The following is a 22,895-nucleotide window of genomic DNA, read 5'->3' as shown; positions in this document are numbered from 1 at the left end:
CAGATTATTTTTCTTAATTGCAAACAATTTTGAACTTTATTTGAAAAATTTTTAATAAAACGTTTAATCAAATGAAACAGCGGCATTTTTTGAACCGAAAACTAAAATAGAAAATCGTTATTTCGAAGATGATCGACGCAAGAATCTCAATGCTTTGGGTTTTCAACTCCCCTCCTTATTTTAAGGGGTGCCCGCAGGGCGGGGTGGTTAATAAATGATTATTTTATTTTGTTGAAAAGCAGATTCCGTAATTTTTAGGTTAAAGCAACCCTGCCATTTGCTACAATCTTTTTGCGGATTCTTCTGCCTTTCCCATTACCGTCATTGCGAAGAGGAACGACGTGGCAATCTATTTAGTTAATGCAACAAAAAGTATTTCCGCGGCTGTCAGGTTTAGCTAAGCTAGTGCAAGGTACTATTTGAGTTTGCTGCTGGTATGATTTAGAAAATCGTGGTGTAGAATATTCGAGTGCTATACTGCCTTTATTATTTTATGGAATTTCCATCCAGTAAGAATCATCATTAAAACATCTTTATGAAATCTCTTTTCTTTATTCTGCTATGCACAGCTTTTAGTTTCAATGCTTACTCACAAACTCAACCAACAATAAGATTAAGGTGTTCTTCAACGATTTTGGATAATCCTCCGCTTTGGGTAGTTGTCTTTAAAAAGAAGAGTTATATTTTAAATGATTCCTCTTCAACAATGATAAACCCGAATACAATTGAAAAGGTAGCAGTGTTAAAAGATGCGGCTGCTACTGCGATCTATGGTGTCAGGGCAGCAAAAGGTGTTATTGTGGTAACTATAAAGAATGCAGACTCAAGAAAGGAATTTAATCGCTTAAAACCCTATCTTGAAAAAGGATAATCTAACTCCTCACCCCAATATAAATCTCTACTTCCGAATCTGACCCCTGCTGAGATTCTGCTCCGTAAACCTCAAAGTCGGCATTGTAAGTTCTATATAAAGCAATGTCGTTTGCCCATATTTCTTGCCACGTATCTAAAATAGCCCGTGGCATTTCTCCCTTAGCTTTGTATTTAATGAGCCTCTCATTTTTAATTTCTCTACCCACAAAACCATCTGGAATGTGATCTAATGTGCTTACCCGTTGCCCGATAATCGTGGTGTATCTACCAGTATAGTCGCTTTCATAATCAGTGTAAATGGCATAAATATCTTCAGTCTCTTTATTGGGGATTTTGGAAGCTATTTCTTCGGCGAAAAATCTTTGCCACAGTTTTCCTAAATCTGCTGCTGCCTGATTGTTTTGATTGCTGGTTTCTGTGGAGATGCCAATAATTTTGAAGTTTTCCATTTGTAGGTTTTTGGCGAAGTTAATGTTTAAAATCCTAAAGATATCCGTCATTTCGAGCGCAGCCGATAAATCTTTGTATTATGAAGAACGTTATGGTCAATAGATTTCTCCACTTCGCTATGCTATGGTCGAAATGACGATTTACACGTAATTTTTCCCACCAACATCTTCCATCCTTTTCATACCTTTGTTTTCAAATATGCAGGGCTTAATTATTAAATCTACGGGCAGTTGGTATAGCGTTTTGGCTGATAATGGCAAGCGTTACGACTGTCGTATTATTGGTAAATTCAGGATTAAAGGGATTAAAACTACCAACCCAATTGCGGTGGGCGATCGGGTAAAATTCGACCTGGAGAAAGACAGTAATCAGGGCTTAATAAATGAGTTGCTGCCTCGAAAAAACTACATTATCCGCAAATCGATTAACTTAAGCAAGCAGGCACAAATCCTGGCTGCAAATTTGGATATGGCCATTTTGCTGGTTACACTTGCTTCACCGAGGACATCATTGGGTTTTATCGATCGGTTTTTGGTAACCGCCGAAGCTTATGATGTACCTGCCGTTTTGGTATTCAACAAGCTCGATTTATTCAGCAAAGAGGGTTTAGAAATATTACAGGAATTCAAAAATATCTATGAAAATATTGGTTATCCCTGTTATGAAGTTTCGGCTTTAAAAGGGATCAATATTCCAGTTATTCAAGAGGTAATTACAAATAAAATTACCTTAATTTCCGGGCATTCGGGCGTTGGTAAATCGAGTTTAATAAATGCTTTGCTGCCTGATAGAGATTTGAAAACAGGTGAGGTATCAGATTGGAGCGATAAAGGCCAGCATACCACAACCTTTGCAGAAATGTTCGAATTGCCACAAGGCGGTTTTATTGTAGATACGCCAGGCATTAGGGAATTGGGGGTAATTGATATCGAAAAAGAGGAGTTAGGTCATTTTTTTAGGGAGATTTTTAAAACTTCACATCAATGCCGGTTCAATAACTGTCGCCATGTAAACGAACCTGGGTGCGCCGTAATCGAAGCGGTGAATGAGGGTGATATTGCTGTGTCGCGTTATGAAAGTTATTTAAGTATCTATCATAATAACGATACAAGGCATTAAGCCCCCCGGCCCCCTAAAGGGGGAGTTGAAAAGCAGGCGGAAAACATAGCGTAATAGATAGAAAGGTTTACGCACTTTGCTTAAACTGTAGAAAATAAAAGCCCCCTTTAGGGGGTTGGGGGTAAATAAAAAGGAGAAGTCCCCTTTAGGGGATTTAGGGGTTATGAAATTTAAATTAGGAGATTTTGTTCGTTTTGTTGATGAAAAACGGGAGGGTTATGTAACCAGGATTATCGACGCACAAACTTTGGGCGTTACCGATGAAGATGGTTTTGAAATTCCGGTTGCCGTAAGCAATTTAACTTCGGTGCATGGGCATGGTGTAGTTGCAGAAGAAATCGATGCACCCAAACCCATTCAGGTAAATGTTCCATCTGTAAGCAAAATTGAAAATGGAATTTATGTCGCCGTTGCTACAGATAATAAAGCCGGTAATGTGGTTCATTTTTATCTTCAAAACCAATCGCCTAACGTGTTATTGGTGAGTTTAACCTCAGAGAAGAAAGAGAAATACTCAGGCTTATTTCATGGAGTGGTTGAGTCTTATCAATCAAGTTTGGTTTATTCGGCATCGTTAGCCGATTTAGATATTTGGCCAGAATTTACTTTTCAAATTTTAGTTTTTAGCAAAGCTGATGTTAAACCTGTTGATCCTTTAGTGATTCGCAAAAAATTCAGGGCAAAGGATTTTTCTACAGAACAAAAAGAACTGCCACAATCTAAACTCAAAGGTTGGTTGATCCGTTTGGATGATCTGGTACCCATTACTATCGATGCTCAAAAGCTGAAAGAAAGTTTTTTCAAATCGCCTGCTGAAAAGCGGACTGTAGATGCACCTGCAAAAGAAATAGATCTTCACATTGAGAAATTAAGAGACGATCACCATTTTTTAGAGGCTGATGAAATTCTCCAAATTCAGCTAAATCATTTTCAAAATGCTTTAGATGCAGCAGTAGTGCATCACTATGATAAAATGGTTTTCATACATGGTTCAGGAAACGGAACACTGAGAGATAAAATTCATAAACTCATTAGTAAAAATCCTCATATTAAAACTTACATGGATGCTCGAAAAGAAAAGTTCGGTTATGGAGCGACAGAGGTGGTATTTAAATAAATGGTTTACGAATTAAAACATTAGCATTCTAATGAAAAACTTCGTCTCCGTAATCAGGGTTTGCTCCAGCTTGTGATGCTACAAAGCTTCCAACCTTGCAGGCTCTATCCAAAACTGTGTCAATCGGGTAGCCCTTTAAGTAGCTGGCAATAAAAGTAGCCAAGAAAGAATCGCCTGCCCCAACGGTATCGGCCACTTCTACCTGATAGCCTTTATGGTGATAAAGTTTATTTTCCTGTAATACATAAGCACCTTTTTCGCCAACGGTCAAGCAAATCATGTTGATGTTGAAAAAGTTGCTCAATTGTTTCAGCAATTGTTCATCTGTATTGCCGGTTAAGGCGAGTTCGTTTTTCAAATAAAGTAATTCGTGCTCATTAACCTTTAAGATATCGGCTGCAGAGAGTAGCACCTTTAAAGTTTCTATGGTGTAAAAAGGCGGACGAAGATTAATGTCAAATATTTTGAGCCTGGCTTCCTTTAGTAAAGATAAAATGGTGTTTCGGCTGTTTTCATTCCGGCAGGTTAAACTACAATAAACAAATGCATCAGCATTTTTCACAGCAGCAATATTTTCTTCATTAAGTTGAATTGCATCCCAGGCAACTGGTGCCACAATAGTATAAGTGGCCTGATGCTGCGCATCTAATTGAACTTCTACCGTACTTGTTGGTAAGTTGTGTGTTTGGATGAATTGCGTTGGAAACTGATTTGAAGATAAAAAATTTAAAAGTTCTTTTCCATTTTCATCATCGCCAATGGCACTTATAAATTGGCTGTTTATACCTTGTTTGTGCAAGTTAAGCGCCACATTCATACTCGAGCCCCCTGCCTTTTTTCCTTCGGGAAAAACATCCCACAATATTTCGCCGATAGACACAACTGTTTTTTTCATGGTAGATTTTAAGTTTTGCAAGGTAGCAATTTTCAGGATCTGTTAATTGTCTATTATATTTCCTTCTATCAAGGCTTTGAATTCTCTTTCCACATCGGATAAATGTTGTGTGTTCGAGCTTTTTGCGAGGGTATGTTCACTGTTTTCTCTGCCGATGATTAAACTGGTGTAAATCGAAAGGCCATTAATCTGGGTATTTCTAATCGCAATTTTTTTGATGGCATTAAATGGAAATTCAACAACTAAAAAGCCGAAAAAGGTTTCTCCAATGATCTTTCGATTGGTATCAACATATATAACTTTCGAATTTATAAATGCTAATAAAAGCAAAAACAATCCAGCAATAGCTGAAAATAATCCGATTGCTAATTCTGTGAATGCAAACTTCGCAAAGAGAAAGTTGGCCATTAGTAAGAAGAAAAATCCTGCAAAAGCCAATTGAATTATCGCCAGAATTGTTTTTTGAAACGATACAAAACGATAAAGCTGAGGCGCTCTTTGCTTAAAGTATTTAAGTTGTACAGGGTCGGTTTGTTGGTCTATGGTGATTTTATCAAGTAAATAATTTTTTATCAGCGGTAAAACCTGATGGTAAAACTCGGATTTAGCAGTTTGCTGCGTTTGATTGTAAGTTGGACTCAGCCTAATGCTATGTCCAATCGGATTCCGCTTTAGTACCACAAAATAGGCTTCAGGCAATGAGCCCGAACGCATTTCTACATTTAAAATATCAGCAAAGGCTATTTCTTTTAATTGAATACCAAAATGAGATACAATAATCTTTTGCTTATGGCCGTTGATGATTACTTTTTTGTATGCTGTGGCAAAGCCCAACGTGATTAAGAGTACTGTGCCGATGAAAATATAACACATGTTGGCATTACCAATATTTTGATGGGTTTTATTAACGCTATAAAGTGCATAACAAAACAAAATAGCTAGTATACCGATAATCACAAATCCTTTTAGATTGCCATAATCCGGATAAAGAATTAGATTCCCGTCCTTCTGCTCGAATTTGTTGCGTTTAAACATTGGCTTTTCTCTTGAACTTATTTATCAATGTAAATATGAGCCAGCTCCCCGCTAATGCGAATGTTACATCGGCTAAAAGTGAAAAAGAATTAAATTCTGTACTGGTTCCTCCTTCTTTTGTGATCACATCATAGCCACTTACTTTATTGTAAAAGTTTAGAGGAAACCCATATTGGTCAGCACCATCAGCATCGTAATTTAGGCTAGCGGTTGCCCAGTTAATGATGATGAAAAGCAGTATTCCTCCTAATAATATTTTATAGACTGCTTTCATTAATCTAATAAGTTTCCTCTTTGCTTATTAAAAACCTCTTTCTCATCTTTCTCAATCAAACGATCTAGCAAAGCATTATAGCCATTGGCAATTTTATATTCCAGTTCGTTCTTGTACAAAGGGAAAATAGACAAAATGTTGATCACATCGTTATCTGCTTTTATCTCGGTAAATTCTTCATCAAACGTTACCGAGGGTAGAACAACTAAACCAACAAAATCAGTTTCTTGGTCATAAGGTTCCATATCTGAAGTGGCTTGTAGAGTATGGCCAATGCTTAGCCAGGTATCATAATGGTGTGGGAAACGAGCAGTTTCTTTTAACATGCCTAAAATCCAATCGTTCTCATTTTCACTTGGAAAAACCTTTCCAAACTCAATTTCTTTTGGAAGCAGAATCATTAGCTCGGCAAACTTGTATTGCTCAGGATTTTCTACACCCTCCGGAACGGTCATTTCCAATAAACTCATCCCGCAGGTAAGTAAAATGTTAAAGCTGTGCTTTGCTGAACTGATAAAATACACATCCAAATGAAAATGGGGAGATACCATTTCATGGAAAACCGTGATTTCTTCTGATGTGTAAAAATTATCCAGGTGATTGGCAATCGCTTCTGGGTGGTTATCAAAAAAAGTTAGGTTGCGAAATTTTTCGTAAAAGTCATTCATAGGTTTACATTTATTTGGTATCAAAAATTATCTAAAAACAGGTCACAAATCTTATTCCATGATTAAAATACGATATTATCTAAATTTAAAAGCTTTTTATTATTTTAGTTGAGGATGTATTTCTACATTCATACCTAACGGGAAATTAATGATCCCCAAAAATTAAAATTAAAATGAGGAAATCAATTTTTGCAATACTCTTTTGCCTGATCACTTTTTCTGTCGCAGCTCAAACATCGGCAGATAAAAAAGCTATTCTAGACGTGCTTGAAAAGCAAAGATTAGCCTGGAACAAAGGCGACCTGGAAACATTTATGCAGGGTTATGTTAAAAGCGATAGTTTACTTTTTGTAGGCAAAAGCGGACCCACTTATGGCTGGCAAAAAACGTTGGATAATTACAAAAAAACTTATTCGGGAGAAGCTGGAATGGGCCAATTGACTTTCGGGATTAAGAAAATAGATTTCTTAAATAAAGATGTGGCTTTTGTTTTGGGTAGCTGGCATTTAAAACGCGAAAAAGACGAGCCACAAGGCTACTATACTTTGCTTTTTAAAAAGATTGAGGGTATTTGGAAAATAATAGTAGACCATAGCTCCTAAATATGAAAATAACTTTTCTATCGGTATTGGCTTTGATGCTACTGCTAACAGCTTGCAATTATTCATCCACAAAAAAGAAAGAATTTGTTTTATACAGTAAAGGAGGTTGGAGTTTCAGCTTACCTAAATATTGGAAGGTTAAAAAAGATCGCCCTATTGAAGGCGTTCCAAATAGCCGGTTTATTTCTGCAAGCGACGACGAGCCCTTTTCTAAAGACGCTTACCTCATCATAACCGCAATTGATTCGGTAAGTGTAGAAAAGAACCTGGAAAATCTGATTATACAATCAAGAGCAAGTTACCATAAAAGAAAGATTGAATTTGGGATGCTAAACCAACCAAAGGAAATTATGGTTGGGACGCAAAAGGTTTTAAGGGCTGATTTTGAAACAAAGGTAATTACAAATCGAAATAAGGGAAGTTTTAGCGTCTTCAATTGGAAGGGCAAAACCTTTTCATTTGTATTCAGTGTTGATGTTAAAGATAAAAAGGAGAATTTCAATGTGGTTGATTCGGTAATCAAATCTTTGAATGTGAAATAAATTTCCTTGAAAAATACAGGAGTGAGTAAACAGTAAGCAGGCAGCCAATGATAGATAAAATGATTACGCTGTTAGAAAAAAATGTTACCCAGTTCAATTTTACTTTAAATATTTCTTTACTCAATAAAACGCCAATACTCCCTACATAACCAAACGAATCGGCGATGTAAATTAAAAAACCTACGTTGCTGGCGTACTTAAATGTTGATATTAACCGATCGAAAAATACTGCGTTAAATGGGATGTAAACCATGTAGAGCCCAAGGCCAACCAAAGTCATCCACCAAATGGGTTGGAGTAAATTTGCTTTAAAAAGTAGTGTACATGCACCCGCTAAAATAAATCCCGCTAAGATAAAATAATGTGCTGTTTTAAGAGCCGTAAAATTATTTTTGATCAGCACCATGCTGCCAATTAGCAACAAAACAATTAATGTAATTGGTGTTTCTGTTTTGGCAAAAATGGCGGGTTGGTTCGCAAAACCCATCTCATTCCACATTTCGGCGCTAAAATTATCTCTGATATCTCTAAAAATTGTGGCGAAGCAATAAATGATTACACAGGCAACCAAGCCAGCAAAAAACTCTTTAACAAACAGCTTTCTGTCCTGCTCAGTCATTGGTATTCTATCAGCTCTGTCTTTAATGTCTTCATCATCGGGTGGAGGTATTTTCTCCATTAAGAAAACGAAAATCAAAAGCGGAACCATGAAGACTAAACCAGCATAAAATGGTATCCAAAATTCTGTTAAATTAAAGGTTATACTTAACCATGAGCCGACCGATTTTACAAATCCTGAAGCAAAAATGAAGCTTACGGCTAAAGTTGCACCAATGAAATCGGTACTTCGTCTGCCTTCTACGTACGAGAATACAACGCCCCAAAGCATGCCTAAGGGAAATCCGTTAATGAAAAGAAAAACGATATTATAAGGTACGGGAACGAGGGCAAATAATAGCCAGCTTAACCACGCTATAGTTGTTAGGACGATAATAATTTTTCCTCGGCCTGTGCGTTTAAGTTCGGAAATATATTTAATGCCATAGAATTTGGCTAGTAAATAGCCAAGCATTTGGCAAATCACTAAAATGGTTTTATAGCTATATCCAGCTATGGTTAATCCCTCAAAAGTAGCAACTGTAAATGTCTTTCTGAATCCAAAAATCATCGTATAAGCCAGGAAAACTACTATAGCAGCATATAAACCTGTTTTAATTTGACTTTTGAACGTAAAGCTTTTGGGCATATCTCCTGAAAATTACCGTAGCGGAAATATAGCTGTAAAAATCCATAAAGCCACAGTCAGTCTCGATATTAGCTAGTGGATTACAACTCTAACTTGAAATCTTTGTAGTAAAAATCTTTGTCTGCATCAGTGAGCTGGCGGATTACCCTGCACGGATTTCCTGCCGCAAAAACATGGTCTGGAATATCTCTCGTAACAATGCTCCCCGAACCGATCACCACATTTGAACCAATTTTTACTCCTGGGTTGATTACCACGTTTCCTCCGATCCAAACGCTGTTGCCGATGGCTACTTCTTGCGCCCATTCATATTCCTGATCGCGTAGGTATGCATGTATTGGGTGGCCGGCGGTGTAAATGGATACATTTGGCGCAATAAAAACGCTATTGCCAATGCTGACTTTTGCGCAGTCTAAAATGGTTAAATTGAAGTTGGCGTAAAAATTATCGCCAATTTCGATATTGTAACCATAATCGCAGCGAAAAGGAGGCTCTACATAAAACATCTTTTCCGTTTTACCGAATAATCTTTTAAGTAACTCTTTACGTTGTTTAATAAATTTTGGAGCGAGGTTATTAAACTCGTAAACAATTTCTCGGGCTTTAAGCCTTTCTTGCGATAATTCTTTCCCTCCGGCTTGGTAGGCTTTGCCAGCCAGCATCTTTTGTTTTTCGGTAAGTATTTCGTGTTCCATTTATATCTTGATATTCGTTAATTTAATCAACATTATGCAATGCCTTCATCGTTCTTCCTCGAGAAAATGAAGATTTCAAGAAAGCAGAAACAAAAAAAATCGGGACTATCGTTTCCGATGCCCCGATTTATTCGTTTTTTTGAATCCTCAATCGAAGACCCTTTAGATTTACATTTATCTTGGATTACCGTTTCTCATTGCTTTTTCTGCAATTTTAACAGCTTTCTTTTCTCTCCAATGCGCATATTTCTCTTTGAAAGTCATTTTAATCAAGCTATCAATGGCACCATGGGTAAATAAACTCCAAACACTTGCTACTTTACGCGTAACAGATTGATCCCAGGCACGTAAACTTAAAGAGAATGAGCCATCAAGGTATTTCATCCAATGCCACATTCCAGTTGGCATAAATAAGGTATCTCCATGTTCTAAAAACACTTCGTAGCCTTCCACGCCTTTTAAAGCAGGAAACTTTTCGAAATCTGGATTAGCTACATCATAATCTTCCAAAGCATAAGTGGCATTTGGCAGGCAATACAATCTATCTTTCCATTTATTGTCAAAAAGTACAATATGTTTTCTTCCACCAAAATGAGTATGGAAAATGTGCGGTAAATCGATGTCGTAATGTAAAAATGTTACCGAATTGGAACCGCCAAAAAACATGGCAGGCATACTTTCAATAAAGCCACCCATTAAATCTTTTGGTATTTTTACATCGTTAATTAAGCTTGGCACTTTCTTAAATAAATTGAAGAAAAATATTCGCAATTCAGTGGGTTCGCGTTTAATTAAATCCAAATAATCGCCGAATTTCATGTGTGCTGTAGCTGCATTAATTGGTTTAGAAGGATCTGCTTTTGAGTTGTCGTACAAAGGCACTTCCAAGTCGCCACCAATCTCTTTTAAATATTCAGTTGTCCATTTTTCTCTAGCTGGCCAATCTTTTGTTAAGCCCCTAATTACCAATGGTTTTTTTGTTTTCAAATAATTTTTTTTGAAATCTTCGGGAGTAATATTCTCGACGATATCTACAGGTTTTAATATGAAACTCATGCGTTTTGAATCGGTTATTTGTTGCCGAACAACAAATGTGTAAATTTTATTTTACAAATAATATATCTCTAATCAAATGTGACGCAATTTACTTAATTCAGAATTAGCATTAGCTTGATGTTTTGTTAACGCTAAGCCAAAACTTTTCTGCCCACAATTTCTGCATAAGCGGCATCCCATAAATCAATTCTTTTTTGCAAGGCTTCTATCGTTGCCTCTTCTGCTTCTGCCCAAAAACTTTCGTCTTTCTCGCAAAGTTTTTCTGTCATAGCTAATGCTAAGTGGCTATGATGATCTCCATCAACTTCGATATGGCGTTCTAAATAATATTTGAAAATAGAAACCTGATCTGGTTGATTGCTATTCAAATCGTTAACCATACTAAAGAACATATTTGGGATTAAATCTTCGCGGCCAAAAGTAAAACTAGCGGCCTGAAGGTGGGCTTTTCCACTCTTTATTGTCTTAAACGTCGAATCAACGAAGGCTCTAGCTGAAGGCGGAACTTGAGCCAACTCAAAAGCCATGTCGAAATCACGGCCTTTCTGTAACGACAACAGAAATTGATTGATGGGCTTAACATTTGCTCCACATTGAACCATCGCTTCCAGGTATAGCTCGAAATGACTTTTGATTTCTCCATCTGCACCTACATCACTTTCTTCACCGGCAACTATTTCGTTTATCAGTTGCCTTGTAACCGCATCTCCAACCGGAAACCAAGGTAGAGTTGTACAGGTTAAATTTATTTGTAATGCTTTAAGCAGCGACATGAAATCCCAAACTGCATAAATGTGGTGTTCCATGAAGGTTTGAAGATCTTCCAGGTCGCTTATTGCAGAATAAACTTTGTGATTAATAATTTGCTGCCTCAAGGGCGCTATGTTATTTTGGATTTTTAAGATATTGGGATGCATGTTCAGTTGTATAATGCCAAATTAATGTCTATCCAAGCTTAGCTTTTTCGCTTAGTTAATGAGGCGAAATTAATCACTTAGTAGGTTCAATGTGTATAATCGCTAAAACTTTGAAATCCTGCTGACATAAAAGTGACGAGATGATTGAGATATTTTAGCCTAAGTATCTATCTGATGAAATTAACCAAAAACTTAGCTAAGCAAAAGGGCGTCTTCTTGATTTGTATTGCCAATAGAAATGGATACGATACGACTTGGTTTTATCATACCAAAAAAGCAAAAGGTAATTCCGCCATAAATCTTTCAATCGATGGAGGAATTAGGTTTGTTTGGGTAGTATTATCCGCTGATTATGAGGGAAAAGTGCAATTCGTCACTTTCCAGCTAAATGCTTAGTCCAATGTATGGTTTAAATAGTTGGGTCGCATTCGGCGATTTCATTTTAAGTATTATTTCAAGTAAAAACTGAAAGATTTATACTTGAAATGACCTTGATCACTTTCCAATGATATTCTACCGATTAGATCACGGTCGCTGTACGAACTTTTTTAGAGAAAACCCTTGGAAAGAAACGTTTCAGCCAAATCGCTTTCGTTTCTTTCCCTCCAATGTAAACCTCTTCTTTTTTTGCCTGAATAGCTTTTAGCATCTGTTTGGCGCATTCGGCTGGAGACATGGCTTTATCATGTGCATCGCCCATGGTATTCAACGGTTTCCCATCGCCTGTTAAGGCATTATAAGTCACATTCGTTTTAATAAATCCAGGGCAAATGATAGTAACATCTATGTTTTGGTCAAACACTTCCGAACGAAGAGAGTCAAAATAGCCATGTAAAGCATGTTTGGAAGAGGAATACGCTGACCTTAACTTCGTTCCGAATTTTCCAACCAGACTGCTGACCACAACGATTTGGCCGCCGCCGTTTGCTATCATTGTTGGTAAAACCGCTTTGCTTAAAACAACAGTTCCCCAAAAATTGGTGTTCATAATTTGTTGCTCAGTTTTTATGTCGGTTTCCAAAGCCAGGCACCGCTGACTTACACCACCGCTATTAATGAGTAGATCAATTTTGCCAAAAATTTTAATGGCATCTTTCGCCTTGCTATCTAATTCTGAAGTTTCGCTTAAGTCGAAAGGTAAAACATGTACATTAAATGAATTTTGGCAGTTTCCCTTTACTCGAAACAACTCATCGCGGTTGCGACCAGAAATGATCAGTTTATCGCCAGCTTTATAATACTCGTAAACCAAGGCTTCTCCAATTCCTGAAGATGCGCCTGTTATCCAAACAATTTTCGACATATATTTTGATATTGAGTAAGTGGATGAGTGAGGGATTGAATGGAATGTTAAAATTCACTCCTTCATAACTCAATCATTCACTAATTTCTATTCTACTATGAACAATTCTGATGCAATATGATCTGCAAATAACTTTCCTTGTTCGGTCAGCTTTACTTTATCCCCATCATAAATAAGCCAGTCTTTATCATTTAAACCTAAAATGTTGTGCTTGGTTTGTTCCAGAAAGTCTTTTCCAAAATCATCATTTATTTTTTGCAAGTTCGTTCCCCACATTGTTCTTAATGATGTCATGATATATTCGTTAAATCTGTCGTTCAAATTCAGCAGCTCTATAACTTCTGGCAGTTTATTGCTTTCAATGGTTTCCATGTAGAGTGCATTATTTGCCGGATTCATATATCTGTTTTGTCCGTCAAAACCATGTGCCGATGGGCCGATACCAATATAATTTACGCCCTTCCAATAATTGGTATTATGAACGGCATAACGATCTGGCTTAGCAAAATTTGATATTTCATAGTGATCGAAGCCCGAAGTCAGTAACTTTTCCATTAAAATTACGAACTGAGCAGCGCTTTGGCTATCGCTCACTGGAATTTCCTGTTTGTTTTTTATGGCATGGGCCAAGGCTGTTTTTGGCTCAACAGTTAGTGCATAGGCAGAAATGTGTGGCACAGCCAACTCTATAGCTTTGTTAATATTGCTCAACCATTTTGCATCTGTTAAAAGTGGATAACCATAAATAAGATCTAGAGTCAGATTTTCAAAACCAGCATCCTGACTTCTTTTTATACAATTTTCGGCTTCATCAGCATTATGCGCTCTGTTCATCCAGATTAAATCTTCATTGTAAAAAGATTGGACACCAACGCTAAATCGGTTAACGGGCAGTTGTTTTAGCTCTTTTAATTTTTGAGATGTTAAATCATCGGGATTGGTTTCAATGGTAATTTCAGCTTCGGAATTTACAGAAAATGTCTGATTTATGGTATCAAATATTTTCTGCAAAGCGGCTTGCGATAATATGGAAGGTGTTCCACCTCCAAAATAAATGCTTCCAACTTGCCCGGAAATTCTATCTTTTTTCATTTTGATTTCCTTGCAAATGGATTCGACCATTTCATCGGCATATTTTAATGAGGTACTGAAATGAAAATCGCAATAGTGGCAAGCTTTTTTGCAGAAAGGAATATGAATATAAATACCGGACATTGGCCACAAAGATACAGCATAATCCATATCCATTTATTTTCTTTAGGTAAACAATGATTAATCGATTACTTTTGCTTTCTTAATTTTTATTTGCAGCATGCCAAAGTTTATTGTCGTTTTATTCGCGTTTTTGTTGTCATCCAATTGCTTGGTTTCACAACAGATTTCCGCTAATACCGATTCAACAGCGGTGGTAAAATATCAATTCAAGCGATACCGTTTGGATTCGGCTGCACTTGCCCGGCAAAAATTTGTTACCGATTCCATTGTTAAACATACCTGGGCGCTGCCCGATAGTTTATTAAATAAAACCATCCTTTTGGATAGTGTTGAAAAAGAGTTTCTCTTTCCATCACTCGATATAATTGCCTGGCAAAAAAAATATGCACACCTCAAGCGAAAAGCAAATCCATACCAACTGGGCTCGCAAATTCCGAAAGGTAATGTAGGCTTATTGGGTTTTATATTTGCGATGCTGGTGATTTTTGCGATTTTAAAAAACGCCTTTTCTAAACAGCTCTCCGCAATTGTACAATCCTTTTTTAGTGACCGGATTTTAAATAATATCAACAAAGAAGATAACCTTTTCAGCTCTTGGCCATTTCTGCTCTTATTTGTACAGTTTGGTTTTGTTTTTGGAATGTTTTTCTTCCTGGTTGCCCAGTGGAGAGATATGTATCAAGCGAAAGATGGATTTAAGTTTTTCTTCACAATTTCGATCACCATTATACTATTCTATGCTTTAAAATTAGTCGTGTTAAGGTTTTTGGGATTTTTATTTAATGTTCAAAAACCTGTAGGTGAATACATCTCCATATTGTATCTTAGTTATTTCAACGCATCATTGCTTTTTATCCCTCTGGTGGTGTCATTTGCATTGTCACCTTTAAAATACGGCGAGGTATATATCATATTGGCGGTCTTATTGTTAGGGGTAATTTTCGCTTTTCAATTGCTTAGAGCTGGGGTTACTATACTTTCTAATAATAAGTTTTCCAAAATGCATTTATTTTTGTACTTTTGCGCCCTCGAAATATGTCCTATTTTAATACTAATTAAAACGATAGGATTGTAGCAGGAAAAAGGAAAATGCAAGAAAAGAACGACTCTAGAATTCGCAAAGTGAAAAGTATTTTGGTTACTTTACCAAAACCTGAAACAGAAAAATCTCCTTACTACGATTTGGCCAAAAAGCACAATTTAAAGGTTGACTTTAGGTCGTTCATTCATGTTGAAGGAGTGCCAGCAAGAGACTTTAGAAAAGATAAAATTAACCTTGCCGATTTTACGGCTGTTATTTTTACCAGTAGAAATGCTGCCGATCATTTTTTCAGAATTTGTGAAGAAATGCGTTATGATGTTCCTGCAGAATTGAAATACTTCTGCTTGTCTGAAACCATCGCCTTGTATCTTCAAAAATACATTCAGTACAGAAAGCGTAAAATTTTCTTTGGTAAGCAAACTGCCGCAGATTTGGCTGAAGTACTAAAAAAACACGCAAACGAAAAGTTTTTATACCCTTGTTCTGATGTAGCTACGGAAGATACCATGAAGTTTTTGGAAAAGAGCGGATATGATTTTACACCTGCAGTGCTCTTTAGAACGGTAGTGAGTGATTTATCCGATCTTGCCGAAGTTTTTTATGATGTAATTGCCTTTTTCAGTCCTTCTAGTATTCAATCACTTTTCAAAAATTTCCCTGATTTTAAACAGAATAATACCCGTATCGCTGCCTTTGGCGTAAATACAAGTAAGGCATGTGCTGATATGGATTTGATTGTAGATATTGCAGCGCCAACCCCAGGCGTTCCATCAATGACAATGGCCATTGAAAATTATATCAAAGTATCTAATAAATAATACAACCAATAATTTATTTTTAGTCAACACAATAAAAGCGTAACTTTGCTGTTATAACAGGGTTACGCTTTTATTTGCAGCAACAAAATTAGGCCAAAGAAGGGTTTAACTAGCCCAATTTGCTTTAAACAAACGATTTAACTTAAAATATTTGCAATTGTTGATTATTTCAATGATTTTTGATAAAATTGCTCCTAATCGTGCTTTGCACACTATAAGAAATATGAAGAAAATCTACCTTCTAGCTATTGCGGGTATAACTGTTTTGCTAGCAAGTTGTGGCCATGGGGGTCAGGGCGAGCTAGTGGGAGCTTATAACCGGAAATTCAAAAACAACAGAATCCCTTTGGGTATGGTTTACATCCCGCCAGGGCATACACCACTCGGTGGATCTGATGAAGATATTACTTTCTCGCAGAATGGTCCTAGTAGGATGACTACTATTCCAGCCTTTTTTATGGATCAAACTGAAATTTCAAACGCTGAGTATCGTCAGTTTACCAATTGGGTTAGAGATTCGATTGCAATTGCCATGATGGGCAATCCACAGCAATTTATGATCACGCCAAAGGGAAATGCAGCTAATGCGCTCGGTGGTGAAAAATACATCGATTGGAAAAAAGTAGGTACTAATGGCGTAAACATTTGGCGGAACAAAGGTAAAGGTGCCAGTGGTGCTCAAGCTAGTCAGTTAGATGGCATGTACTATTCGGGATTGGATGCTTTACCAGGAAAAAAAGAAATAGATGTCAGAAAGTTAGAGTATTCGTACGCGGAACTTAACATGGATAAAGCGGCTTTAGGGCATAAAAATCCAAACAGCAAACGTCAGGATTATATAGATCGTTATACCATTGCAATTTACCCTGATACAATGGTTTGGAAAACAGATTACTCATACTCGATGAATGATCCAATGGTTCGTGCTTACTATAGTCACCCTTCTTACGATGATTATCCGGTAGTAGGGGTGAGCTGGGAGCAGGCAAAAGCATTCGGTCAGTGGAGAACAAGATTATATGATGGTGTTGCGCAAGCAAGAAGAATGCCTGTAGGATCGAGATCTGATTACAGATTACCAGCCGAAACTGAGTTTGAATATGCAGCTAGAGGTGGTAATACCAAAACAAAATATCCTTGGGGAGGCCCATATATCAGAAATACAAAAGGGTGCTTGCAAGCTAACTTTAAGCCTGGACGTGGAGACTACTCGAGCGATGGTGGTATTTACACAGTTGGTGTAAGATCTTATTTTCCTAACGATTACGGTTTGTATAATATGGCCGGTAACGTTTCTGAGTGGACAATTACCGCTTATAACAAAGGTGCAGCACCATTATTGCATGATTTAAGTCCAAACTTTACTTATGATGCAAATGCTGGAGACAGCAAGTATAAAAAACGTAAAATCATAAAAGGTGGCTCTTGGAAGGATACAGGATATTTCCTTCAAAATGCAGTTTCCACATACGAATATCAGGATACACAAAGATCATATATCGGCTTTAGATGCGTTTCCTCTTACCCTGGAACTGATTTAAGAAATTAAAAAACAAACCAAACAACTAAAAACTAAGAAAAACATCAAAATTTTATGGCAGCAAAGAAACAACCAGGCTGGTTACACGTAGCAATTTCATGGGGAGCAAGTATCGTAATTGTAGGAGCATTATTTAAAATTCTTCACATTGGTGGTATCGTGGGTAACTATATGATTGGTATAGGTCTAGGCGTAGAGGCAATATTATTCTTTTTGACGGGATTTTTTCCGCCAGAACCAGAACCAGCATGGGAGAGGGTTTATCCAGAATTAAGAGAAGATTTTAAAGGTGAACTGCCAACGGCTTCTGCAAGACCAGTTGCAGCACCAGTTTCAGCAGGAAATACAGCGGCATTAGATAAAATGTTATCAGATGCTAAAATTGGACCGGACTTAATCGAAAGTTTAGGATCAGGTTTGCGCACATTTGGTGATAAAGTTGCAACGATTTCAAATGTTGCTGATGCTTCAACTGCTACAAACGAATTCACAAGCAAAGTAAAAACAGCTTCTGCTGGTTTTGATAATTTAAGCGCATCTTTCGAGAAAGCTACAGCTAACTTAAAAGCAATGGGTGAGAGCAATGTAGATTCTCAAGCTTATCATGATCAGGTTAACAACTTAGCTAAAAACTTATCTGCTTTAAATGCAGTGTATGAATTGGAATTACAAGATTCAAGCGCACATTTAAAATCGATGAATAAATTCTATTCTAACTTATCTTTAACGATGCAAAACTTTAACGAATCGATGGAAGATTCGAAACAGTTTAAAGAAGAAGTGAATAAGTTAGCGAAGAACCTGGCATCGCTTAACTCAATTTATGGCAATATGCTATCGGCTATGAATGGTCCACGTGTATAAATTATCTAGTTTTTAATTTTAAAAAAGAAAGCTACATAACACATGGCAGGAGGAAAAGAAACAACAAGGCAGCGGATGATCAATATCATGTATTTGGTATTGTTGGCTATGCTTGCCTTAAACGTATCAGATACAATTTTAGATGCATTCAAAAATATCAATGATAGTTTGGATACCTCTAAAAACAATGTAAACACCAGTATTAATCAGCTATTTTCTGCTTTCGAAAATTCGAAACTGAAGGAAGAGCCAGCTCGTGCACAGCCGATTTACGAAAAGGCTAAACAAGCACAGGCAGCTGCTGATAATCTAAATAACTACATTGAAAGTTTAAAGAAAGAATTTACTACAGCTGGAGATGGTATAGATCCGGAAACTGATGATTTGGTAAACAGATCTAATCAGGATATTGCTCAAAATATCATGATCAACCAAAAGAAAGCTGATGAGTTAAAGAAAAGAATTAACGCTACACGTGAGAAACTAATTTCTTTACTAGATCCGGCTGATAGAGCAACTGTTGCTTTTTCATTAGAGGCCAAAGATCCGGTTAGAAAAAGAAAAGGCAACTGGCAAGAAACTTACTTTGGTGAGGGAACGCCATTAACCGCTGCGATGACTATTTTGACAAAATTGCAAACAGATACTAAAAATGCTGAAGCAGAAGTAGTTAAAAAGTTATTCGGAAACATGGATAAAGCTCAGGTTAACTTAGATCAGTTTGCAGCGGTAGCAGTAGCGCCAACTTCTTATGTTATCCAAGGACAACCTTACACCGCTGAGGTATTTTTGACAGCTAGTGATTCGAGATCAACTCCTGATATTACCGTTAATGGAAATAAATTATCCATTAAAGAAGGTAAAGGAACTTACACGGGCGGTACAAGCAGTGTTGGTGAATTTACATGGGTAGGTACTATTCGTGTTCGCCAAACTGATGGACAAGTGAAGGAATACAAAACGCAGCCTCAAAAATATCAGGTTGCAAAACCATCTGCTACTGTTTCATCTACAAAGATGAATGTAATTTATGCTGGTATTTCAAACCCATTCACGGTTTCTGCTGCTGGTTTCCCATTAGAAAGTGTTCGTGCTTCTATATCAGCTGGATCAATGTCTGGTTCAAATGGAAACTACAGTGTAAACGTTTCTGGAGGACAAGTTGGAAGTGAAGTTTCTATAAACGTAAGTGCAAGCAATGCTGGTAAAACAGTGAGTTTAGGTGCACAGAAATTTAGAGTAAAAGCAATTCCGAAGCCAGTAGCTAAAGTTGGTGGAAGAGCTGGAGGTGACATTGCATCAGTTCAATTGAAAAGTGAATCAGAAATCGAAGCAGATCTTGATGATTTTCCTTTCGATGTGAAGTTCAAAATTCAACGTTATAAATTAACGGTTATAAAACCACGTTCAGACGCGGTTACTATTTCTGGTAGTGGTGGAAGTTTTGCTGGCGCTGTTAAAGCGGCAATTAATTCTGTAACCCCAGGTACCAGAGTATTTTTTGAAGATATCGTTTCTGTTGGTCCTGATGGCCGCCAGAATGTTTTACCTTCATTAGCATTTAGTGTTAAATAAGAAGAAGATGAAAAGGATTGTAAGCATCATTGCCTTGGCTTTATTTACTACGTTGGCTTTCGCACAGAAAAAGCCAACTAAGTTGGCTCCAAAAAAAGCTGCAGTTGCACCAGCACCTGTTGCCGACACCGTTGCAGCGCCAGTTAAAGTAGCCAAGAAAAAACTTAAGGTTCCACCTAAGGATGGTTTTTATGCCCGTAAGGATATAGATAGTACGGAAATGGTGCCTTTGGCTGATGTAAGAGAGGAAGATGTATTTTATGCAAAGCGTATTTGGAGAGAAATTGACTTAAGAGATACCGTGAATTCATCGCTGAAATCTCCGAAATCAAGATTAATTGATGTGATCTTAGCGGCTGTTAAAGCAGAAGAATTAACTGCTTATGCTCCTATTGATAGTGTGCTGAACGAAGACGATGCTTTCAATACACCAATGACGAAAGATTCTGCAATGATGGCTGCCGCTGGAACCGTAGAAGTTACTGATGCTAAAGCAGGTACTGTAAAAACTGTTGCAAATGATCTTAATCCTGAATCATTTTTAAAATTTAGAATTAAAGAAGATTGGATTTTTGATGTTAAGCGTTCTATTTTCGAGCCACGTATTGTAGGTATTGCACCAATGAAATACAATGAGGTTTCAAAGCAATGGCAACCAGTTTTTTGGGTTTATTATCCAGAAGCTAGGGAAATATTAACGAAGAAACGCTTAATCAATACCAATAATGATGCTTCATCATTAAGCTTTGATGACTTCTTTATACGCCGTCTGTTTAGCAGTTATATTGTAAAGGAATCAAATCCTGGAGATAACAAGTTAAGAGATATTATTGCTGATCCTAGACAACGATTATACGAATCAGAAAGAATCAAAAAGTCGGTTCTTGATTACGAACAAGGACTTTGGGAATACTAAAAGGAAAGCTTCGATGAAAATCGAAGCTTTTTTGTTTTTAGCTCCTCATCAGTTAAACACATCGTCATTGAGAGCTACGAAGCAATCTAACTGACTTCGTTGGTTAATAATTTCCAAACACCTAACTATTAGGATGGGTTTTCAACTTCCCCTTCAGGGGGCTGCGGGGTAAAATAATTCTGCAAAGTTATCATCTGCTTTTTATTAAGCACTTCGCTCAACTCTTTCTCTGTAGCTTCTCTTATTTTCTTAACTGATTTAAAATGTTTTAGCAATTTGTCGGCCGTAGTTTTACCAATGCCTTCAATTTGTTCCAATTCAGTTTTTAAGGTTCCTTGATCACGCTTTTTGCGGTGAAAGGTAATACCAAACCTATGCGCTTCATCACGGAGTTGTTGAATCACTTTTAACGTTTCCGATTTTTTATCGAGATAGAGCGGAAACGAATCACCTGGATAGAAAAGTTCTTCCAATCGTTTCGCAATACCAATAACCGTTACACGATTTTCGATACCAAGCAACTTCAAGCTTTTCATTGCCGATGAAAGCTGCCCTTTACCGCCATCAATAATAATTAACTGAGGCAAAGGCTGGTCTTCGTCAAGCATGCGTCTGTAACGTCTAAAAACAGCCTCCTCCATGGTCGCGAAATCATTAGGACCTTCAACTGTTTTCACGTTAAAGTGGCGATAATCTTTCTTTGAAGGTTTGGCATCTTTAAAAACCACAATTGCCGAAACAGGGTACTTACCTTGAAAGTTGGAGTTATCAAAACATTCAATATGCTTCGGCAATTGTGTCAGTCGCAAATCTTTTTGCATGGTTGTTAAAATGCGATCGGTCCTTAAATCAGGATTTAACTTTTCGTATTGATTTAGCTTCTCTTTTTTGAAAAACAATACGTTTTTCTGCGATAACTCTAAAAGTTTCTTTTTTTCACCAAGTTTTGGAACGGTAAATTTTAGCGTTTCATCTTCCAAAGAAAGTTCAAATGGAACAATGATTTCTTTTGATGTACTGTTAAACTTTGTTCTGAACTCCAACATTGCTGTAATTAAAAGTTCATCGTCACTTTCATCCAATTGCTTTTTAATTTCAATAGTTTGCGTTTGAATGATAGTTCCGTTCATCACTTTCAAGTAATTCACAAAAGCATAACGCTCATCAGAAGCAATGCTTACCACATCGACATTGGTAATGGCGCTGTTCACCACGGTCGATTTACTTTGATATTTCTCTAAAACCTGAAGTTTTCGCGAATATTGATGTGCCAATTCAAAGTTTAATTCTTCTGAAGCAGTTTTGATAATGCCCTTCACATCCCTAATCACATTACCAATTTTGCCGTTTAAAATTTCTTTAATCTCAACAATATTTTGGTTGTAATCACTTTCTGTTTGGTAGGCCTGACATGGGCCTTTGCAATTTCCAATCTGATATTCCAGGCAAACTTTAAACTTGCCTTCAGCAATATTTTTGTCGTTTAATGGCAGCGTACAAGTCCTTAAAGGGTATGTTTCTTTAATTAGATCTAAAATAGTGTGCATCATGCCAATCGATCCATATGGGCCGAAATAGGTTGATCCATCTTTAATCACCTTTCTGGTCCAATAAATACGGGGATAGGGTTCGTTTTTAACGATTATCCATGGGTAAGTTTTATCATCTTTTAAATTGATATTGAACTTAGGCTGATGCTTTTTAATCAAACTATTTTCAAGCAACCAGGCATCAATTTCTGTATCAACAATAGTAAAAGTTATCTTCCTGATTTTGGAAACCAGCACCCTGGTTTTGCCGTTAAATTGTTGCTTATCGCTATTGAAATAGGAGCCAACACGGTTGCGAAGGTCTTTTGCCTTACCAATATACATCAACTTTCCATCTGCGTCCCAATATTGGTAAACACCGGGTTTATGCGGAATGGCGGTTAGTGCGGTTTTATGGTCAAAAGTGCTCATCAATTACAAAAATAGTATTCAAATGCGAAATCCTTATCTAAACGGATAAGGATTCGATATTAGTTAAAAGAATTTGGGCGTTCCCCTAAGCTACGCAAAGGGTCAGGCTATCCGTTACAATCTTTTGTTTTTACTTTCGCTGCGGTCAAGTTTACAAAAGGATTTACACTTC

The 22,895-nt window shown here is 37.1% G+C and carries 24 protein-coding genes; 12 read left to right on the top strand and 12 right to left on the bottom strand.

The window, feature by feature from the left end:
* Positions 1 to 535 precede the first annotated feature (535 nt).
* Positions 536 to 871, top strand: a complete 336-nt coding sequence (locus tag ACZZZK_RS10750; protein WP_463484121.1) for a hypothetical protein — start codon at positions 536 to 538, stop codon at positions 869 to 871.
* A 1-nt stretch (position 872) separates the two neighbouring features.
* Here ACZZZK_RS10750 and ACZZZK_RS10745 read toward each other — a convergent pair whose 3' ends face one another.
* Positions 873 to 1,322: a GyrI-like domain-containing protein gene (locus tag ACZZZK_RS10745; RefSeq protein WP_463484120.1), complete on the bottom strand. Its 450-nt coding sequence runs from the start codon at positions 1,320 to 1,322 to the stop codon at positions 873 to 875.
* Between the two features lie 199 nt (positions 1,323 to 1,521).
* Between ACZZZK_RS10745 and rsgA the strand changes: the two genes are divergently transcribed.
* On the top strand, positions 1,522 to 2,442 hold the full coding sequence (gene rsgA / locus ACZZZK_RS10740; RefSeq protein WP_056851023.1) for a ribosome small subunit-dependent GTPase A: 921 nt from the start codon (positions 1,522 to 1,524) through the stop codon (positions 2,440 to 2,442).
* Positions 2,443 to 2,605: 163 nt separating this feature from the next.
* On the top strand, positions 2,606 to 3,559 hold the full coding sequence (locus ACZZZK_RS10735; RefSeq protein ID WP_463484119.1) for a Smr/MutS family protein: 954 nt from the start codon (positions 2,606 to 2,608) through the stop codon (positions 3,557 to 3,559).
* A gap of 28 nt (positions 3,560 to 3,587) precedes the next feature.
* On the opposite strand, the gene ACZZZK_RS10730 is transcribed toward ACZZZK_RS10735, so the two are convergent.
* From ACZZZK_RS10730 to ACZZZK_RS10715, 4 genes are read right to left on the bottom strand one after another with little or no spacing between them, the layout of a single operon-like run.
* Positions 3,588 to 4,454 carry a carbohydrate kinase family protein gene (locus ACZZZK_RS10730; protein WP_463484118.1) on the bottom strand — a complete coding sequence of 289 codons (867 nt, stop codon included), beginning with the start codon at positions 4,452 to 4,454 and terminating at the stop codon, positions 3,588 to 3,590.
* A gap of 42 nt (positions 4,455 to 4,496) precedes the next feature.
* Positions 4,497 to 5,489, bottom strand: coding sequence for a hypothetical protein (locus tag ACZZZK_RS10725; protein WP_463484117.1), 993 nt, complete (start codon positions 5,487 to 5,489; stop codon positions 4,497 to 4,499).
* Positions 5,482 to 5,763 carry a hypothetical protein gene (locus tag ACZZZK_RS10720; protein ID WP_463484116.1) on the bottom strand — a complete coding sequence of 94 codons (282 nt, stop codon included), beginning with the start codon at positions 5,761 to 5,763 and terminating at the stop codon, positions 5,482 to 5,484. The genes ACZZZK_RS10725 and ACZZZK_RS10720 overlap by 8 nt, the downstream gene beginning before the upstream one ends.
* Positions 5,763 to 6,431, bottom strand: coding sequence for a suppressor of fused domain protein (locus ACZZZK_RS10715; RefSeq protein ID WP_463484115.1), 669 nt, complete (start codon positions 6,429 to 6,431; stop codon positions 5,763 to 5,765). The genes ACZZZK_RS10720 and ACZZZK_RS10715 overlap by 1 nt, the downstream gene beginning before the upstream one ends.
* A 173-nt stretch (positions 6,432 to 6,604) precedes the next feature.
* Between ACZZZK_RS10715 and ACZZZK_RS10710 the strand changes: the two genes are divergently transcribed.
* Entirely contained in the window at positions 6,605 to 7,033 is a 429-nt protein-coding gene (locus tag ACZZZK_RS10710; protein ID WP_463484114.1) for a YybH family protein, read from the top strand.
* A gap of 2 nt (positions 7,034 to 7,035) precedes the next feature.
* Positions 7,036 to 7,575, top strand: a complete 540-nt coding sequence (locus ACZZZK_RS10705) for a hypothetical protein (RefSeq protein ID WP_463484113.1) — start codon at positions 7,036 to 7,038, stop codon at positions 7,573 to 7,575.
* On the opposite strand, the gene ACZZZK_RS10700 is transcribed toward ACZZZK_RS10705, so the two are convergent.
* The 4 genes from ACZZZK_RS10700 to ACZZZK_RS10685 form a co-directional block, all read right to left on the bottom strand.
* Complete coding sequence (locus tag ACZZZK_RS10700) at positions 7,553 to 8,821, bottom strand: DUF5690 family protein (RefSeq protein WP_463484112.1); 1,269 nt, start codon at positions 8,819 to 8,821, stop codon at positions 7,553 to 7,555. The two genes, ACZZZK_RS10705 and ACZZZK_RS10700, sit on opposite strands and share 23 nt — an antisense overlap.
* An 80-nt stretch (positions 8,822 to 8,901) precedes the next feature.
* Complete coding sequence (locus ACZZZK_RS10695; RefSeq protein WP_463484111.1) at positions 8,902 to 9,516, bottom strand: sugar O-acetyltransferase; 615 nt, start codon at positions 9,514 to 9,516, stop codon at positions 8,902 to 8,904.
* A gap of 174 nt (positions 9,517 to 9,690) precedes the next feature.
* Positions 9,691 to 10,572, bottom strand: a complete 882-nt coding sequence (locus tag ACZZZK_RS10690; RefSeq protein ID WP_265799392.1) for a cupin-like domain-containing protein — start codon at positions 10,570 to 10,572, stop codon at positions 9,691 to 9,693.
* A gap of 131 nt (positions 10,573 to 10,703) precedes the next feature.
* Positions 10,704 to 11,489 carry a DUF3050 domain-containing protein gene (locus ACZZZK_RS10685; protein ID WP_463484110.1) on the bottom strand — a complete coding sequence of 262 codons (786 nt, stop codon included), beginning with the start codon at positions 11,487 to 11,489 and terminating at the stop codon, positions 10,704 to 10,706.
* A 174-nt stretch (positions 11,490 to 11,663) separates the two neighbouring features.
* Between ACZZZK_RS10685 and ACZZZK_RS10680 the strand changes: the two genes are divergently transcribed.
* A complete protein-coding gene (locus tag ACZZZK_RS10680) occupies positions 11,664 to 11,885 on the top strand; it encodes a hypothetical protein (protein WP_463484109.1) in 222 nt (73 codons plus the stop codon).
* A gap of 124 nt (positions 11,886 to 12,009) precedes the next feature.
* On the opposite strand, the gene ACZZZK_RS10675 is transcribed toward ACZZZK_RS10680, so the two are convergent.
* Complete coding sequence (locus ACZZZK_RS10675; RefSeq protein WP_463484108.1) at positions 12,010 to 12,792, bottom strand: SDR family oxidoreductase; 783 nt, start codon at positions 12,790 to 12,792, stop codon at positions 12,010 to 12,012.
* Positions 12,793 to 12,879: 87 nt separating this feature from the next.
* Positions 12,880 to 14,007, bottom strand: a complete 1,128-nt coding sequence (gene hemW / locus ACZZZK_RS10670) for a radical SAM family heme chaperone HemW (protein WP_463486287.1) — start codon at positions 14,005 to 14,007, stop codon at positions 12,880 to 12,882.
* Positions 14,008 to 14,104: 97 nt separating this feature from the next.
* Here hemW and ACZZZK_RS10665 point away from each other — a divergent pair, with 97 nt between their 5' ends.
* The 6 genes from ACZZZK_RS10665 to porN all read left to right on the top strand — a co-directional run bounded on the left by ACZZZK_RS10665 (position 14,105) and on the right by porN (position 20,762).
* Positions 14,105 to 15,082 carry a DUF4271 domain-containing protein gene (locus ACZZZK_RS10665; RefSeq protein WP_463484107.1) on the top strand — a complete coding sequence of 326 codons (978 nt, stop codon included), beginning with the start codon at positions 14,105 to 14,107 and terminating at the stop codon, positions 15,080 to 15,082.
* Positions 15,083 to 15,096: 14 nt separating this feature from the next.
* Positions 15,097 to 15,867, top strand: a complete 771-nt coding sequence (locus ACZZZK_RS10660) for a uroporphyrinogen-III synthase (RefSeq protein WP_056851011.1) — start codon at positions 15,097 to 15,099, stop codon at positions 15,865 to 15,867.
* A 223-nt stretch (positions 15,868 to 16,090) separates the two neighbouring features.
* Positions 16,091 to 17,416, top strand: coding sequence for a T9SS ring complex lipoprotein PorK/GldK (gene porK / locus ACZZZK_RS10655; protein ID WP_056851210.1), 1,326 nt, complete (start codon positions 16,091 to 16,093; stop codon positions 17,414 to 17,416).
* A 45-nt stretch (positions 17,417 to 17,461) separates the two neighbouring features.
* On the top strand, positions 17,462 to 18,271 hold the full coding sequence (porL, locus tag ACZZZK_RS10650; RefSeq protein ID WP_463484106.1) for a type IX secretion system motor protein PorL/GldL: 810 nt from the start codon (positions 17,462 to 17,464) through the stop codon (positions 18,269 to 18,271).
* A 42-nt stretch (positions 18,272 to 18,313) separates the two neighbouring features.
* Complete coding sequence (porM, locus tag ACZZZK_RS10645; protein WP_463484105.1) at positions 18,314 to 19,846, top strand: type IX secretion system motor protein PorM/GldM; 1,533 nt, start codon at positions 18,314 to 18,316, stop codon at positions 19,844 to 19,846.
* 7 nt (positions 19,847 to 19,853) lie between these two features.
* A complete protein-coding gene (gene porN / locus ACZZZK_RS10640) occupies positions 19,854 to 20,762 on the top strand; it encodes a type IX secretion system ring subunit PorN/GldN (protein ID WP_463484104.1) in 909 nt (302 codons plus the stop codon).
* Between the two features lie 128 nt (positions 20,763 to 20,890).
* On the opposite strand, the gene uvrC is transcribed toward porN, so the two are convergent.
* The gene (uvrC, locus tag ACZZZK_RS10635; RefSeq protein WP_463484103.1) at positions 20,891 to 22,723 is read right to left on the bottom strand and encodes an excinuclease ABC subunit UvrC; all 1,833 of its coding nucleotides are present in this window, start codon (positions 22,721 to 22,723) and stop codon (positions 20,891 to 20,893) included.
* Positions 22,724 to 22,895 lie beyond the last annotated feature (172 nt).

The organism is Pedobacter sp. AC163 (genome assembly GCF_979258665.1).
Note: the sequence above shows the minus strand (reverse complement) of the source record. Positions and strands in the feature narration are given on the sequence as shown.